This window comes from Sphingomonas sp. SP6 (genome assembly GCF_058313435.1).
In genome coordinates, this window is the sequence record NZ_JBZFLG010000001.1 from 688,788 (window position 1) to 705,059 (window position 16,272).

Annotated in this window: 14 protein-coding genes and 2 tRNA genes; 7 read left to right on the top strand and 9 right to left on the bottom strand. The window is 67.7% G+C overall.

Features of this window, described 5'->3' with window-relative positions; translation table 11 throughout:
- The first annotated feature begins 31 nt into the window (after positions 1–31).
- Positions 32–122, top strand: a tRNA-Ser gene (locus AC4GYY_RS03330).
- On the opposite strand, the gene AC4GYY_RS03335 is transcribed toward AC4GYY_RS03330, so the two are convergent.
- Positions 82–1,968: a family 1 glycosylhydrolase gene (locus AC4GYY_RS03335; protein ID WP_491118807.1), complete on the bottom strand. Its 1,887-nt coding sequence runs from the start codon at positions 1,966–1,968 to the stop codon at positions 82–84. The genes AC4GYY_RS03330 and AC4GYY_RS03335 overlap by 41 nt on opposite strands.
- A gap of 174 nt (positions 1,969–2,142) precedes the next feature.
- On the opposite strand from AC4GYY_RS03335, the gene glf reads away from it, so the two are divergent.
- From glf to AC4GYY_RS03350, 3 genes are all read left to right on the top strand, one after another.
- Positions 2,143–4,479: a UDP-galactopyranose mutase gene (gene glf, locus AC4GYY_RS03340; RefSeq protein ID WP_491118808.1), complete on the top strand. Its 2,337-nt coding sequence runs from the start codon at positions 2,143–2,145 to the stop codon at positions 4,477–4,479.
- 160 nt (positions 4,480–4,639) lie between these two features.
- A complete protein-coding gene (locus AC4GYY_RS03345; RefSeq protein WP_491118809.1) occupies positions 4,640–5,392 on the top strand; it encodes an SDR family NAD(P)-dependent oxidoreductase in 753 nt (250 codons plus the stop codon).
- A 74-nt stretch (positions 5,393–5,466) separates the two neighbouring features.
- Entirely contained in the window at positions 5,467–6,834 is a 1,368-nt protein-coding gene (locus AC4GYY_RS03350; RefSeq protein WP_491118810.1) for an Nramp family divalent metal transporter, read from the top strand.
- Here the strand turns inward: AC4GYY_RS03350 and AC4GYY_RS03355 are convergent.
- From AC4GYY_RS03355 to AC4GYY_RS03375, 5 genes are all read right to left on the bottom strand, one after another.
- On the bottom strand, positions 6,831–7,727 hold the full coding sequence (locus AC4GYY_RS03355) for an endo alpha-1,4 polygalactosaminidase (protein WP_491118811.1): 897 nt from the start codon (positions 7,725–7,727) through the stop codon (positions 6,831–6,833). The genes AC4GYY_RS03350 and AC4GYY_RS03355 overlap by 4 nt on opposite strands.
- A 43-nt stretch (positions 7,728–7,770) precedes the next feature.
- Positions 7,771–8,223, bottom strand: a complete 453-nt coding sequence (locus AC4GYY_RS03360; protein WP_491118812.1) for a MaoC family dehydratase — start codon at positions 8,221–8,223, stop codon at positions 7,771–7,773.
- A 142-nt stretch (positions 8,224–8,365) separates the two neighbouring features.
- A complete protein-coding gene (locus AC4GYY_RS03365) occupies positions 8,366–10,246 on the bottom strand; it encodes an acetyl/propionyl/methylcrotonyl-CoA carboxylase subunit alpha (RefSeq protein ID WP_491118813.1) in 1,881 nt (626 codons plus the stop codon).
- 29 nt (positions 10,247–10,275) lie between these two features.
- Entirely contained in the window at positions 10,276–10,656 is a 381-nt protein-coding gene (locus AC4GYY_RS03370; RefSeq protein WP_491118814.1) for a cysteine peptidase family C39 domain-containing protein, read from the bottom strand.
- A gap of 10 nt (positions 10,657–10,666) precedes the next feature.
- The gene (locus tag AC4GYY_RS03375; RefSeq protein WP_491118815.1) at positions 10,667–12,271 is read right to left on the bottom strand and encodes a carboxyl transferase domain-containing protein; all 1,605 of its coding nucleotides are present in this window, start codon (positions 12,269–12,271) and stop codon (positions 10,667–10,669) included.
- Positions 12,272–12,310: 39 nt separating this feature from the next.
- Here AC4GYY_RS03375 and AC4GYY_RS03380 point away from each other — a divergent pair, with 39 nt between their 5' ends.
- Positions 12,311–12,646 (top strand): DMT family protein, encoded by a 336-nt coding sequence (locus AC4GYY_RS03380; RefSeq protein WP_491118816.1) that lies wholly within the window; start codon positions 12,311–12,313, stop codon positions 12,644–12,646.
- 4 nt (positions 12,647–12,650) lie between these two features.
- On the opposite strand, the gene AC4GYY_RS03385 is transcribed toward AC4GYY_RS03380, so the two are convergent.
- The 3 genes from AC4GYY_RS03385 to AC4GYY_RS03395 all read right to left on the bottom strand — a co-directional run bounded on the left by AC4GYY_RS03385 (position 12,651) and on the right by AC4GYY_RS03395 (position 14,276).
- Positions 12,651–13,799, bottom strand: coding sequence for an acyl-CoA dehydrogenase family protein (locus AC4GYY_RS03385; RefSeq protein ID WP_491118817.1), 1,149 nt, complete (start codon positions 13,797–13,799; stop codon positions 12,651–12,653).
- Positions 13,800–13,909: 110 nt separating this feature from the next.
- Positions 13,910–14,110: a hypothetical protein gene (locus AC4GYY_RS03390; protein ID WP_491118818.1), complete on the bottom strand. Its 201-nt coding sequence runs from the start codon at positions 14,108–14,110 to the stop codon at positions 13,910–13,912.
- A gap of 10 nt (positions 14,111–14,120) precedes the next feature.
- Positions 14,121–14,276 (bottom strand): hypothetical protein, encoded by a 156-nt coding sequence (locus AC4GYY_RS03395; protein ID WP_491118819.1) that lies wholly within the window; start codon positions 14,274–14,276, stop codon positions 14,121–14,123.
- 108 nt (positions 14,277–14,384) lie between these two features.
- Here AC4GYY_RS03395 and AC4GYY_RS03400 point away from each other — a divergent pair.
- Together AC4GYY_RS03400 and tig are read left to right on the top strand one after the other, a co-directional pair.
- A tRNA-Leu gene (locus AC4GYY_RS03400) sits at positions 14,385–14,469 on the top strand.
- Positions 14,470–14,525: 56 nt separating this feature from the next.
- The gene (gene tig, locus AC4GYY_RS03405) at positions 14,526–16,229 is read left to right on the top strand and encodes a trigger factor (protein WP_491118820.1); all 1,704 of its coding nucleotides are present in this window, start codon (positions 14,526–14,528) and stop codon (positions 16,227–16,229) included.
- The last annotated feature ends 43 nt before the right edge of the window (positions 16,230–16,272 follow it).

Below are 16,272 nucleotides of genomic sequence, written 5' to 3' on the forward strand. Positions count from 1 at the left end.
CCGGCCGACCTCCCTAGAGCCGCGCCTTCGCGGAGCGGTGGCCGAGTGGTCGAAGGCGCTCGCCTGGAAAGTGAGTATACGTCAAAAGCGTATCGAGGGTTCGAATCCCTCCCGCTCCGCCAAAGACTCAGGCGAAACAGACGATCGCGGCGTCGCAGCGGAGTCGCAGGCGCAGCTTTCGACCCTGCCATCCGCGCTGATCCGCCAAACCCCGTCCGCCTCGTCGATCAGCAAGTCGAGCGTGGCTTGGATCAACGCCGCGGCCTGCGCTGGGCGGTCCGCCGCGACGCCGTCTGACGGGGTCGGGAACACACCTGCGTCTGCGCTGTGGATGACGAACAGACACGCGGCAGGCGCGGTCAGGGCAACGTCGTCGGCGGACGGATCGCGCGCGATGATGGCGCACTGGATCGATCGCCGGGCGCACTCCCGCGCCAGCGCGACCGTCGCCTCGTCTTGGACGCGCGCCTCGCCCGACGCATCGATCACCCCCCAGGGACGAAGGCGATCGAGCGCGTCTCCGATCGTCGCCGCGCCGGCGAGGTCGAACTCGTCGGGGCCGCTGACGATATGCCGGAGGCCGCGATCCGCGCACGCGCGGCCGAACGCCGCGCCCAAGGTCGCCGTGGCGCGACAGATCAGGAGGACGGGTGCATCGTCGTCCTCGGCGGGGTTGAACACGCCCGCGGCGTGACTGAGCCGGCGGTAGATCAGTCGCTCGGGTCGTCGCCACCAGCCCGGTCCGCTCGCCACCGGGTGGCGACGCTCATCACGGGCGAAGCCGCGCCAGAGCTTGGCCAGCGCAGTCGGGCGCGGCACCCCGCTCGAGACGTCGAACAGCCCCGGCTCGTAGCATCCGGGCGCCGTCAGCAAGGTGTTCCAGCCGTGACTGCCCAGCAGCGACCAAGCCGTCACGGCGCGGACGTCCACGCCTTCGCCGCGCAGAGCGGTGGCTCCGTCCCATGCCGCCGCCGCCCAGCGAAGTTGCTCCTCGCGCGTGCAGCCGTTGTGGACCTCGGTCACCGCGATCGGTGTCCGATATCGGTCCCAGACCTCGCGCACCGCGGCGGTCAGCCCGCCGGGCGGGGGATCGAGCACGCGCACGGCCTCTATGTCGGCATAGGCGCACCGGTCGTTCCCGCCGTGGCTGGACGGAGGATAGGGCTGTACGCGGTGATCGAGGAAGCGATCGCTGGTGAGATAATGGTTCACCCCGACGATGTCGGGCGGGCAGGGATCGTCGGCGATCCGGCGAAGCCGCTCCCCCAGGCCGAAGGCCTCCAATCGGCTCCAGAGCGGATGCGCCCGCGTGACCCGTCCGAACAGCAGATCCCAGCCGGCCCAGCGCCGCTGGTTGTCGAACGCCGCCTGCTCGGCGAGGGGCGGGGTGGCAAAGGTACGCCCAAGATCGTCGGTCTGGATCAGCCGCGCGGACGGGACGATCCGGCGGATCGCGCGCATCGCCGCCCGTGTGCCGTCGATCTGATTGAGCAACGCCCGCCAGAAGGACGCCTCATCCGATCTGTGCGGGTACCAATGGCCGTAAAGGGCGGCGAAGCGCGCGGTGGTGAGCGGTTCGTTGACGGGAGTCCAGTCGCACACCCAGTCATATCGTCGGGCGACCTGCGCCGCATAATGGCCCAGAGCTTGCGAAAAGTCCGGGTCGAGCAGGTCGGTCGATGGGGGTCCGCTGCCGTGATGGATCAAGCCGATGATCGGACGGACGCCCAGCGCGCGGAGCCGAGCCAGGCGTTCGTCGGGCCAGCTCCAGTCGCGGACATCGCCCCCGCCGGGGGCATGACGTTCCCAAAGGACCGGATAGCGGATCGCTTCGAGACCGAGCGCCGCGAACAGATCGAGGTCGTCGGCGCGGCGATCGTGACCGCTGAGCGCGATCTGGTCCAGATAGCCATTGCGTGTGCGGTTGACGGTGCATTCAAGCCCGCCCCAGACCTCCAAGCTCGTCATTCTGCAACCCCGGCATCGTCCCGACCAACCGAGCGCTCACGCTATCGTTCCCCGAATCGTCCTAACGTGCGTTAAAGCATCGGCTCGATCCGGAACATGCCGTCCAGCTTCTCGGTTTACCCGTTGAAAGACAAGGGGATTATCGTGAACGCATCGACGCGGTCCATTCTCGGCATGAATAACTATCACCATGGTGATCGACCGACGCTGATCTGTTTTAGTCACCTGCGCTGGGCGTTCGTGTTCCAGCGGCCGCAACATCTCATGACCCGATTTGCAGCGAAGTATCGGGTGCTGTTCTGGGAAGAGCCGGAATATGTCGCCGGCGCGGGCGCGCCGCGACTGCGCCGATCCGAATGCCCGGACAGCGGCGTCGTCGTGCTCACGCCCGAGCTGGACGAGAGCCTGCGCGGTCATGAGGAGTCGGTGCTCGCGGATCTGCTGAGGGCGGAGGTCGGTCGCGCCACAGGTCGCGTGATCCGCTGGTATTACACGCCGATGATGCTGCCGTTCTCCGACGCTGTGCCCGCCGACTGCGTCGTTTACGATTGCATGGATGAGCTCTCCGCGTTCAAGGGCGCGCCGCCCGAGCTGCTCGAGCGCGAACGGATGCTGCTCGCCCGCGCGGACCTGGTCTTCACGGGCGGCACGAGCCTCTACGAGGCGAAGAAGAGCCGGCATTCGAACGTCCACGCCTTCCCGTCGAGCGTTGATGTCGGCCATTTCGCGCGCGCGCGACGGGCGTGTGTCGAGCCGGACGATCAGGCGTCCCTTCCGGGTCCGCGGCTCGGCTTCGCCGGCGTGGTCGACGAGCGGATGGATCTTGACCTGCTCGCGGCGGTCGCCGACGCGCGGCCGGGCTGGTCGCTGGTCGTGATCGGGCCGGTGGTCAAGATCAGCGAGGACGATCTGCCCCGGCGCGGCAACATCCATTATCTTGGGAGCAAGCCCTATGCCGCCCTGCCGGACTATCTGTCCGGTTGGGACGTCGCGTTGATGCCGTTCGCGATCAACGAAGCCACGCGCTTCATCAGTCCGACCAAGACCCCCGAATATCTCGCCGCCGGCTGCCCGGTGGTCTCGACGCCGATCACCGACGTGGTGCGTCACTATGGCGACCTGGAGGCGGTCGCCACCCCCGGGAGCGCCGAGGGCTTCGTCGACGCCTGCGAGCGCGCTCTAACCATCCGCGCCGCAGGCGATGAGTGGCGCGACGACGCCGACGCCCGGCTTGCGCGCGGATCGTGGAACAGCACCGCGCTGGAGATGGAGGCGCTGATCAAGGTCGAGATCGCCACTCGTGGCCGCCACATCCCGGTCATCTCGCCGGTCGATTATCCGGCGCGCGCCAAGCACTACGACGTGATGATCGTCGGCGCGGGGTTCGCCGGGGCCGTCATGGCGGAGCGACTTGCAAACGATGGCGACAAGCGCGTGCTTGTCGTGGATCGCCGTCCGCACATCGCCGGAAATGCATATGATCACCTCGACGCCGCCGGGATCCTGATCCATCAATATGGCCCGCACATCTTTCACACCAATTCGGCCGAGGTGTTCTCCTACCTCTCCCGCTTTACCGAGTGGCGGCCCTACGAGCATCGCGTGCTCGCCGAGGTTGAGGGGCGGCGCGTCCCAATGCCGATCAATCGCACGACGCTGAACCTGCTCTACGATCTCGATCTGAGGACCGACGCGGACGTGGAGGCGTTCCTCGCATCGCGCGCCGAACCGGTCGACCCGATCCGCACGTCGGCCGATGTCGTGATCTCAAAGGTCGGGCGCGAACTCTACGAGACGTTCTTCCAGGGCTATACCCGAAAGCAATGGGGCATGGACCCGTCCGAACTCGACAAGTCCGTAACCGCGCGGGTGCCCACCCGCACCGACACCGACGATCGCTACTTCACCGACCGCTTCCAGGCGATGCCGCGGGACGGCTATACGCGCATGTTCGAGCGGATGCTTGAGCACCCGAACATCGATCTGCTCCTGGGGGTCGAGTTCACGGACGCGCGCGAAGCCTATCCGCACGACCATCTCGTCTTTACCGGGCCGATCGACGAGTATTTCGGCTATCGGCACGGGCGGCTGCCGTACCGGTCGCTCCGGTTCGAGCACCGGACGCTCGACCAGCCGAACCTGCAACCCGTGGCGGTGGTGAACTACCCGGAGGAGCGCACGCCGTACACGCGCGTGACCGAGTACAAGCATCTGACGGGTCAGATCGCGGACCGGACCAGCGTGACGTACGAATATCCAAGCGCCGAGGGCGACCCTTATTACCCGATCCCCCGCGACGAGAACCAGGCGCTCTACAAGCGGTACGAGGCGCTTGCGATCGCCGAGCCCAACGTCAGCTTCGTCGGACGTCTGGCGACCTATCGTTATTACAACATGGACCAGGTCGTCGGGCAGGCGTTGGCGAGCTATCGTCGGCTCGCAATGGGTTCCGGCAGCGAACGGACGCGGGCCCGCGCCGACGATCCGGTGCGAAGCCAAGCGCAGGCGTGATCCCCGTGGCGGGTGGATCCCGTGATGGGGGCTGGCGCCACGGTGGTCATCATGCGTGATCGCCTTGTGTGGGCGATCCCGACGCAGTGACGGATGCGCCGATCGCAGCGGTTGTGTGCATCCGTGCGGCGTGTAGACCCGACAGCCGAAGGGAGCCGAGATGGGCAGGCTGGACGGGCGCGTCGCGCTGATCACCGGAGCGTCGTCGGGCCTCGGCGCGCATTTCGCGGAGGTCTTCGTTCGTGAGGGCGCGAAGGTGGCGATCGGCGCACGGCGCTTGGACCGGGTGCGTGAGATCGCCGAACGGCTCGGCCCGGCGGCACTGCCGGTGGTGCTGGACGTTACCGACGAGGTGTCGATCATCGCCGCCTATGACGCCGCGGAGGTGGCGTTCGGAACCGTGGATACGATCGTCGCGAACGCCGGACAGAGCAACGCCGGCCGCGCCACCGACGTATCGGACGACGACCTTCGCGCCACGATCGACGTCAACTTCACCGGCGTGTTCCTGACCGCGCGCGAGGGCGCGAGGCGGCTGATCGCGGCGGGCGCCCGCGAGCGGGGGCACGGCCGCATCGTGCTGATCGGATCGATCACCGCGCATCAGACCGCGACGGGCGACAGCGTCTATGCCGCGTCGAAGGCGGCGGTAGCGCATCTCGGTCGCAATCTGGCGCGCGAATGGGTGCGCGCCGGCGTGAACGTCAACGTCATCCAGCCGGGTTACATCCGCACCGGCATCAACGGCGACTGGTTCGAGACCGAGGGCGGCCTTCGTCAGATCGCGGGCTGGCACCGGCGCCGACTGATGCCGATCGACGCGCTCGACGAGACCTTGCTCCACCTCGGCTCGGATGCGAGCCGGCACATGACGGGGGCGGTGATCGACGTGGACGACGGACAGTCGCTCTGAGGTGGCAGGACGGCGCAACCGCGGGAGCGGGCGATGAGCGCTGAACGATCCCATCGTCGGCGCGTTCGGCGCTGATGGGGGAAGCCGAAGTGTCGAGCGTCGCCGCACCGGAGCGGGCAGGGGCCTTCGGCTGGCGAAGCGCAGGCGCGCCGTCGCTGCCGGAGGCCTTCCGGTCGGTTCGGGTGCCGGCCGGGGCGGCGGGATGGCGCAAATTGCTTGCGTTCACCGGTCCGGGCTATCTCGTCGCGGTTGGATATATGGACCCAGGCAACTGGGCGACCGACCTCGCGGGCGGATCGGCGTTCGGATACACGCTGCTGAGCGTCATCCTGCTGTCGAACGTGATGGCGATGATCCTGCAGGCGCTGTCGGCGCGGCTCGGCATCGCGACGGGTCGGGACCTCGCCTCGGCGTGCCGCGACGCCTATCCGCGTCCCGTCTCGGTCGCCCTATGGATGATCTGCGAGCTGGCGATCGTCGCCTGCGATCTGGCGGAGGTGATCGGCACCGCGATCGGCCTCAACCTGCTCTTCGGACTTCCGCTCGTCTGGGGCGTGGTGCTGACGGGGCTGGACGTGTTCCTCATCCTGGCGCTCCAGAAGTGCGGGTTTCGCGGGCTGGAGGCGTTCGTCATGGCGCTGATCGCGCTTGTCGCAGGGTGCTTCCTGGTCGAGCTGATCCTCTCACAACCCGACATGGCGGCGGTCGCGCGGGGGTTCGTCCCAGACTCCCGGATCGCGACCGATCCGAAGATGCTCTATATCGCGATCGGCATCCTGGGTGCGACGGTGATGCCGCACAACCTCTATCTCCACTCCGCGACGGTCCAGACCCGTGCGTTCGAGGGCGGGGTCGAGGGCAAGCGGCAGGCGGCGAAGTTCGCGACGATCGACAGCAGTGTCGCGCTGTTCCTGGCGCTGTTCGTCAACGCCGCGATCCTGATCCTCGCCGCGAGCGCGTTCCACGTCACCGGGCGCACCGACGTCGCCGAGATCCAGGACGCCTACCGCCTGCTCGCGCCGACCCTGGGCGCCACGGCGGCGAGCGTGCTGTTCGCGGTGGCGCTGCTCGCCTCCGGGCAGAACTCCACCGTGACCGCGACGCTGGCGGGGCAAGTGGTGATGGAGGGTTTCCTGAACCTCCGGCTCGCGCCGTGGCTGCGGCGGCTCATCACCCGCGGCATCGCGATCGTGCCCGCGGCGATCGTCGCGGGGATGTACGGCGAAAGCGGGACGGCGAAGCTCTTGGTGCTGAGCCAGGTCGTGCTCTCGCTCCAGCTGCCGTTCGCGGTGATCCCGCTGGTGCTGTTCACCTCGGACCGCGCCAAGATGGGCGAACTGGCGAACCCGGCCTGGCTCAAGGCGTCGGCGTGGGCGTGTGCGGTGCTGATCGTCGGGCTGAACGCGAAGCTGCTGCTCGATTTCGCAGGGGTCAGCGCCTAGTCGCAGCTGTAGCGATAGGCGTCGTTGAGCTTGAGCGGCAGCACCAGCGTGCGGATCTGGACGGCGCGCGAGTCGCGGCACAGCTGGTCGCGCGCGCCGTCGACGTTGTTGCGGTATTTTGCCTTGTACTCGGCATTGAACACGGGCTTGTCCGCGGCGGTGAAGGGCTGGAGCTTGTCGCACTCGCGGTATTGGTGGCACTGCTCGTTGACGGCGAAATCGTAGTTGGGCTCGAGCGTCTTCACCTGCGCGAGATCGTTCTTGAGCCCCACCGCAAGCCCACGTTTGCGGGATTCGCTCGCGATGAAACGGTTGTAGTCGAGCTGATCGTCGGGGGTCAGGCCGAGCCCGTTCTTGTTGGCATAGCCGTCCGCATTGTCGGGCTCGACCCCGTCGCAGCCGCGGGTTTGGGCGAGATCGAGGCGGGCGGCCATGATCCGGCGGACGTTGGCCGAGCGGACGTCGAGCCAGCGCTCGCCCGGCCAGCCGTCGAGCGGCTTGCCGAGATCGGACTTCTGGAACTGATCGTAATCGGGACGGAACTTCTCGGCGGAGCCGGCGGAAAAGTAGCAGACGATCTTGCGGCCGTCGGTATGGAGCTGGGCCATCACCGCGTCGGGAGTCTCGAACAGGTCGATGTCGTAGACGTGGGCGTCGTAGGACGTGTTAATCTTGCCGGTGAGCTGCCACTGCCAGGTGTCGGCCACCGCCGGCTGCCAGGCGTCGCGCGGGCTGACGGAATGGGGCGCGCGGGTGGGCAAGGTCGAAGGCTGCGCCGACGGAGTGGATGCGGCTGGGACGACGACGATGCGGTTCGGGGACGCCGGATTGCGGTCGCTCGAAGTCTGGACCAGCGCGAGGGCGGAGACGGCGGCGACGGCTCCGAGAGCCACACCCGTAATCAAGCGCTTGCTCATTGTCTCTCCCCGGTTGGGCTTATGCGCCCGATCGTTTGAGTAGGGCGGTGCGCAGGCACTGGCAAACGACCTCGCCGCGCTGGTTGAGCAGTTCGTGGCGGAAGGTGACGAGGCCGGCGTCGGGGCGGGACCTGCTGTCGCGCAGCTCGGTCACCTCGCTGGTCGCGCGCATGGTGTCGCCGATGAAGACGGGCTTGGGCATCACGAGCTTGTCGTAGCCGAGGTTGGCGACGAGCGTGCCGAGCGTGGTGTCGCCGACCGACAGCCCGACCATCAGCGCGAAGGTGAAGGTGCCGTTGACGAGTATGCGGCCGAACTCGCTCTGCGCTGCGGCTTCGGCGTCGAGGTGGAGCGGTTGGGGGTTGTGGGTCATCGTCGTGAAGAGGAGATTGTCGGTCTCGGTCACTGTGCGGCGGATGTCGTGCGTTAGCGTGTCGCCGACGGTCCACTGGTCGTAGTATTTGCCTGGCATCAAATCCTCCCCGGGACGGGGAGGTGGCAGCCCGCAGGGCTGACGGAGGGGGCGGGCCGCAGGCGGTGCAGAGGAGGAGAGCCCCCTCCGTCGCCTTCGGCGCCACCTCCCCGTGAACGGGGAGGATTTTGGCTCGCCATCGTCATTCTCCCCGCTCCACCCGCACCAGCGTCGCCCCCTCGGTGACCTGCCCGCCCGCGCTCGCGTTCAGCTCCGCGACCGTCCCGTCGAACGGGGCGGTGAGGGTGTGCTCCATCTTCATCGCCTCGAGCGTGACGAGCTTCTGGCCCTTGGCGACCTGCTCCCCCGCGGCGACCTCGACCGCGATGATCCGCCCCGGCATCGGGGCGAGGATCGCGCCGTCGGCGGCGGCGCCGGTGGCGGTGCCGGAAGCGCGCCAAGCCGAAATCCTGTAGGTCTGACCGGCCTCGTTGACCAGCGCCAGTCCTTCAGGCTCGTCGATCCGAAGCTCGTTGCCGAGATCGCCGAGGGGAGCGTCGACCGGCTCGCCGTCCACGAGGACAAGCGCATGACTTCGCGCGGGAGTGTTGAGCCTGAAGCCTAACAGCCCACCGTTCCACGGCTCGTTCTCATAGCCGTTGCTATGCCAACGTAGTGCGGCCAGCCCATGCTCCAAAGCTGATGCGGACGGTATGTGCGGGGGCGTGAGCGCCTCCAAGTTCCGCTCGATGAAGCCGGTGTCGATCCGCGCGGCCCGGAACTCCGGATGCGTCGCCGCACGGTAGAGAAACCCCGCATTGGTTCGGACCGGCGCAACGTTGATGTTCTTAAGCTTGCTCGCGAGAGCGTTGGTCGCGTCCGCGCGATCAGTGCCGTAGGCGATCAGTTTTGCGATCATCGGATCGTAAAAGGAAGAAACGGTGTCCCCTTGCTCAACACCTGTGTCGACACGTCCCGGACCCGCGTGCAAGGTGAGATGGTCGAGCCGCCCGATGCTCGGCAGAAACCCCTTCGCCGGGTCTTCCGCATACAGCCGCGCCTCCATCGCCCAGCCGTCGATGCGCAGCTCGTCCTGCTGCTTGGGCAACGGCTCGCCCGACGCGACGCGGAGCTGCCATTCGACGAGGTCCTGGCCGGTGATCTCCTCGGTCACCGGATGCTCGACCTGGAGCCGGGTGTTCATCTCCATGAACCAGATGCGGTCGGCGCGCAGGCCCTCGCTCGCGTCGGCGATGAACTCGATCGTGCCCGCGCCGACATAGTCGACCGCCTGCGCCGCCTTCACCGCCGCGCCGCACACCGCCGCGCGGGTCGCCTCGTCCATGCCGGGAGCGGGGGCTTCCTCGATCACCTTCTGGTGGCGGCGCTGGAGCGAGCAGTCGCGTTCGAACAGATGGACGACGGTGCCGTGGGTGTCGCCGAACACCTGGACCTCGATGTGGCGCGGCGAGAGGATGTACTTCTCGATCAGCACGCGGTCGTCGCCGAAGCTCGACGCGGCCTCGCGCCGGCAGGACTGGAGCGCGTCGGCGAAGTCGTCGGCGGCGTCGACTCGGCGCATCCCCTTGCCGCCGCCGCCCGCGACCGCCTTGATGAGGACGGGATAGCCGATCGCGTCGGCCTGGGCGCGGAGGCGCTCGGGGGACTGGTCGTCGCCGAGATAGCCGGGGGTGACGGGGACGCCGGCGGCGATCATGCGGGCCTTGGCGGCGTCCTTCAGCCCCATCGCGCGGATGCTGGCGGGGTTGGGGCCGACCCAGACGACGCCGGCGTCGATCACGTTTTGCGCGAAGTCGGCGTTCTCCGAGAGGAAGCCGTAGCCGGGGTGGATCGCCTCCGCCTTGGTCTGGAGGGCGGCGGCGATGATCCGCTCGCCGACGAGGTAGGATTCGCGCGCCGGGGAAGGGCCGATGTGGACCGCCTCGTCCGCCTGGCGGACGTGGAGCGCCTTTGCGTCGGCATCGGAATAGACCGCGACGGTGCGGATGCCGAGCCGGCGCGCGGTGCGGATCACCCGGCACGCGATCTCGCCGCGGTTGGCGATAAGGAGAGAGGTCAGCATAACGCCATGACTGTCATCGGTCACAAACTCTAATTTCGGACGAGCAGATATCTGATGGGATAAACCTCATCATAGTCATATGGGTCACGGATCTTTTCCTTATCTTTGTCCCATACGACCCAGTGATTTGCGTTGTCCGCATCGCGATCAGCACGAACTCCGACCAAGGCATCGCCCTCCAAATCGCCTAGGCTTAAATGCCCGATCGCTGTGCAGCGCGTCTGAATCGGTTCCACGCCAAAATGCCGTGATCCGGCAACAATCTTCCCGGAACTGACCTTCCCCGTCTTCACCACCTGCGGGTAGCGGTCGAGCATAAACTCCTTGGCCCGTTCGTATGGCACCCCTGCGAGCATCGCCAAGCAAGCGACACCACAGTCCCATTCATCTTCCTGACGTATGGTTTTCATTGAATTGTCCTCACATCCGGAACACCCCGAAACGGGGCGCCTCCTCGACTGGGGCGTTGAGGCACGCCGTCAGCGCCAGGCCGAGGACATCGCGCGTTTGCACCGGGTCAACCACGCCGTCGTCCCACAGCCGCGCGGTGGCGTAATAGGGGTTGCCCTCGTCCTCGTACTTCTGGCGGATCGGGGCCTTGAACGCCTCCGCCTGCTCGGGCGTCCACGAGTCCGCGTCGCGGTGGACCGTGGCCAGCACGCTCGCGGCCTGTTCGCCGCCCATCACGCTGATCCGCGCGTTGGGCCAGGTGAAGAGGAAGCGGGGGGAGTAGGCGCGGCCGCACATGCCGTAGTTTCCGGCGCCGAAGCTGCCGCCGACCAGGATGGTGATCTTTGGGACGCTGGCGGTTGCGACGGCGGTCACCAGCTTCGCGCCATGTTTGGCAATGCCTTCCGCCTCATACCTGCCGCCGACCATGAAGCCGGAGATGTTCTGGAGGAACAGCAGCGGAATGCGGCGCTGGCAGGCCAGTTCGATGAAATGCGCGCCCTTCTGCGCCGATTCCGAGAACAGCACGCCGTTGTTGGCAAGGATCGCGACGGGCTGGCCCCAGATATGCGCGAAGCCGCAGACCAGCGACGCGCCGTAGAGCGATTTGAACTCATGGAACTCGGACCCGTCGACGAGCCGCGCGATAACCTCGTGGACGTCGTAGGGCGCGCGGACGTCCTGCGGGACGATGCCGTAGAGGTCCTCGGCGTCGAACTTCGGCGGGCGTGGATCGCGCAGGTTGACGTCGGCGGCGCTCTGCTGCGGCAGCGTCGAGACGATGTCGCGGACGATGGTGAGTGCGTGTTCGTCGTTCTCGGCGACGTGATCGACCACGCCCGACTTGCGCCCGTGCGTCTCCGCGCCGCCCAGCTCCTCGGCGCTGATGACCTCGCCGGTCGCGGCCTTCACCAGCGGCGGGCCGGCGAGGAAGATCGTCCCCTGATTGCGGACGATCACCGTCTCGTCGGACATCGCCGGGACGTACGCGCCGCCGGCGGTGCAGCTGCCCATCACGCAGGCGATCTGCGGGATGCCGAGTGCGGACATGTTCGCCTGGTTGAAGAAGATCCGGCCGAAGTGGTCGCGGTCGGGAAAGACCTCGGCCTGGTGCGGCAGGTTCGCGCCGCCGCTGTCGACCAGATAGACGCAGGGGAGGCGGTTCGCCTGGGCGATCTCCTGCGCGCGGAGGTGCTTCTTGACGGTGAGCGGGTAGTAGGTGCCGCCCTTCACGGTCGCGTCGTTGCAGACGATCATCACCTGCCGCCCGGAGACGCGGCCGATTCCCGCGATCATCCCCGCGCCGGGGATGTCCTCGCCGGGATAGACCTCGCCCGCCGCCAACTGCCCGATCTCGAGGAAGGGCGACCCCGGATCGAGGAGTCGCTCGACCCGGTCGCGAGGAAGGAGCTTGCCGCGGCTGGTGTGTCGGTCGCGCGCCTTCTCGTTGCCGCCCAGCGCGGCGGAGGCGACCTTCGCGCGCAGGTCGGCGGCGAGTGCGCGGTTGTGCTCGGCATTCGCCTTGAACGTCGCGTCGTCGCGAGACAGCTTGGTCTCGAGAACGGGCGCGCTCACCGGCTTGATCCGGGATGATCGGAAGCGCAGGGGGCCGCGATGCCGACCGTCCTGCTGCTACTCGCGTCGAATGCGTTCATGACGATCGCCTGGTACTGGCACCTGAAGGGCGGGATGGCCAAGCCGTTGCCGCTGGTGATCGCGATCAGCTGGGGGATCGCGCTGTTCGAATATTGCCTCGCCGTCCCCGCCAACCGCGTCGGATATGCGCACGGCTGGTCAGCGGCGCAGCTCAAGGTGACGCAGGAGGCGATCGCCTTGATCGTCTTCGGCGTCTTCATGGTCGCGGTGCTCGGCGAACCGCTCTCGTGGCGCCATGCCGCCGCGTTCGCGTGCCTGATGGCGGCCGTCGCGTTCCTGTTCGTCGGCAAGTGAGGCATCAGGCCGCCCCGATCAGCTCGCGGCCGATCAGCATCCGGCGGACCTCGTTGGTGCCCGCGCCGATGTCGAGTAGCTTGGCGTCGCGCAGGAAGCGCTCGACCGGCCAGTCCTTGGTATAGCCAGCACCACCCAGCGCCTGCACCGCCTCGCCAGCGACACGGAAGGCGTTCTCGGACGCGAGCAGGATCGCCCCCGCCGCGTCGAACCGGGTCGTCCGCCCCGCGTCGCACGCCTGCGCCACCGCGTACACATAGGCGCGCGCGCTGTTGAGCGCGACGTACATGTCGGCGATCTTGGCCTGCATCAGCTGGAACGCGCCGATCGGCTTGCCGAACTGCGTTCGCTCGCGGACGTAGGGAAGGACGACGTCGAGGCAGGCCTGCATGATGCCGAGTTGGATGCCGGCGAGCACGGTTCGCTCATAGTCGAGCCCGCTCATGAGGACGCCGACGCCGCCATTCAGCGGCCCTATCACGTTCTCCTCGGGCACCTCGCAATCGGTGAAGACGAGTTCGGCGGTCGGTGAACCGCGCATCCCCATCTTGTCGATCTTCTGCCCGATCGCGAAGCCGGGCATGTCGCGCTCGATCAGAAAGGTGCTGATCCCGCGGCTGCCCTCGCCGGTCTTGGCGTAGACGACCAACGTGTCGGCACAGGCGGCGTTGGTGATCCAGAACTTGGTGCCGTTGAGGACGTAGCCGCCCTGGACGGCGTCGGCGCGCAGTTTCATCGAGACGACGTCGGAGCCGGCGCTCGCCTCGGACATGGCGAGGCTGCCGACATGCTCGCCCGAGATCAGCTTCGGGAGAAATCTCGCCTTTTGCTCCGGCGAGGCCCAACGCGCGATCTGATTGACGCACAGGTTCGAATGCGCGCCGTAGGAAAGGCCGATCGAGCCCGAGGCGCGCCCGACTTCCTCGCAAGCGACGACGTGTTCGAGATAGCCGAGTCCGAGGCCGCCGTCCTCTTCCTTCACAGTGATGCCGTGGAGACCCAGCTCGCCCATCGCGGGCCAGAGCTCGTCGCGCGGGAACCAGTCGTCGGCGTCGATACGGGCGGCGAGCGGCGCGATCTTCTCCGACGCGAACCGCCGCGTCGTGTCGCGGATCATCTCCGCATTCTCGCCGAGCGGAAACTCGAACTCCATGCTGCTCCTCTCCCAGGTTGGCGTCCGCCTACACCCGGTCGCCGCAAAGGCAAGGCTCGGGCGTCCGACCCGTCCGGATCGAACGCCCGAGCCGATCGGCGCCGCAATCGTTACTGGGCGTCGTCGTCCTGGTTCTTGACGACGCCGCCCGTACCGGCGTTGCCGCTGAACTCGCCGGCGTCGGTCATCGACGCGGGCTCCGGTCCGCCCTCGCCGCGGGCGAGCGCGTCAGCGCGCGCCTCTACGGCCTGCTGGATGTCGGAGCGGGGATCGTCGGTGCTGTCGCCCGGCGCGTTGGTGATGTCGGTCATGTGCGTCCTTTCAGAAGCTTGGCTGGGCGGGGGCGGGGTTGGTCGGAGTCGCGCCCGGATCGGGGAGGTCGACGTCCGGCGTGGGCGAGGGCATCTCGGTCGGCGGGACGTCGGGCTGCGCGGGCGCGGTCGGGGCCGGGGTCTCGGACGGGGGCGTGGTGGCCATGTGGCATCTCCTTCGCGCGCTCAACGCGCCGCCGGTGCGGAGGGTTGCTCGCCGCTTGCCGGACGCGCGCGCGACGTATAGAGGCGCGCGTTCCGGCGGTGCCTGACTGCGGGCGTGGCGGAACTGGTAGACGCAGCAGGTTTAGGTCCTGCCATCGCAAGATGTGGGGGTTCGAGTCCCTTCGCCCGCACCAGTCCCCGGCACGCGCGCGGGGGCACCATCCACGAGATTCCTGATCAAAGGCTGACGATGCAGACTGTCGAGACGTTGAACGAGGGCCTGAAGCGCGCCTACACGCTGACCATTCCCGCCGCCGAGATCGAGGCGCGGGTCGAGGCCGAGATTAAGCGCGTCGCGCCGCAGGTGAAGATGCCCGGGTTCCGCCCGGGCAAGGTCCCCGCCAATCTCGTCCGCAAGATGCACGGCGAGGCGATGACCCGCGACGCGCTTGAATGGTCGGTCCAGCATGCCGTGCAGGCGCTGATCCAGGGCGGTAATCTGCGCCCGGCGATGCAGCCGTCGGTCGAGCTGGCCGAGAGCTATGCCGCGGGCGAGGACGCCGAGGTCAAGATCGAGCTCGAGGTGCTCCCGGACGTGCCGGCGCCGTCGATCGAGGGGCTGAAGCTGGAGCGCCTGAGCGTGCCGGTGCCCGACGACGCGGTCGACGCTCAGATCGCGAAGTTCGCCGATGCGCAGAAGCGCTGGAGCGATGCGGACGAGGGGCATGCGGCGGCGATGGGCGACCAGGTCGTCGTGGACTTCGCGGGCAAGACCGAGGACGGGGTCGCCTTTGAAGGCGGCACCGGCACCGACATGGCGGTCGAGCTCGGCTCGGGCCAGCTGATCCCGGGGTTCGAGGATCAGCTGGTCGGCGTCAAGGTCGGCGACGACAAGGTCCTGAACGTTACCTTCCCGGCCGAATATCCGGTCAAGGATCTGGCGGGCAGGCCCGCGACCTTCGACATCACCGTCAAGGCGGTGAAAACCGCTGGTGAAACGGCGATCGACGAGGAATTGGCGAAGAACCTCGGGCTCGAAAGTCTCGAGCAGCTGCGCGGCCTGCTCAAGGGGCAGATCGAGCAGGAGCATAACGGACTCACCCGTACGCATATGAAGCGCAAGCTGCTCGACCAGCTCGCCGAGGGCCACGATTTCGACGTGCCGCCGTCGATGGTCGACGCCGAGTTCGGCCAGATCTGGTCGCAGCTCGAGCATGAGGCGACGCACGAGGCCGATCCCGCCGCCGCACGCGCCGAGATGGAGCGCGAGCGCGACGATTATCGCAAGATCGCCGAACGCCGCGTCCGCCTGGGCCTGCTGCTGTCCGAGATCGGGCAGGCGAACGGGGTCGAGGTCAGCCAGCAGGAGATGAGCCGGCTGATCATGCAGGCCGCCCAGCAATATCCTGCCGAGCAGCGCCAGCAGTTCATCCAGTACGTCCAGCAGGAGCCGATGGCGGCCGCCCAGCTTCGCGCGCCGCTCTACGAGGACAAGGTCGTCGACTTCCTGTTCACCAAGGCCGAGATCACCGATCGCGAGACGACGCGCGAGGAGCTGGAGGCGGCGATCGAGAGCGAGGACGGCTTCTCGACCGGCACCCACGTCCACAATCACGACGACCATGATCACGGGCATGACCACGATCATGGGCACGACCACGATCATGGGCACGACCACGACCAGGCGGAGGCTCACGCCCACGACGACCATGCTCACGCGGCGTCGGGAGGCGGAAGCGAGACGGCGTCGTCGGGGGAGCAGGCCGACGACCAGCCGAAGGCCGTGAAGAAGCCGCGCGCGAAGAAGGCGACCCCTGTCGATCCGGCGGTCGAGACCGAGCTGGTCGAATCCTCGCCCGCGGCCGCGGAAGCCGCCGAGGGGACCGGATCGCCCGACGAGGCGGCGAAGCCCAAGAAGCCGCGCGCGAAGAAGAAGGTCGAGGACGCTGCCTGATTGTTAACGGGCGCCGGCTAGTCAGGCCGGCGTCCGCCCGGCG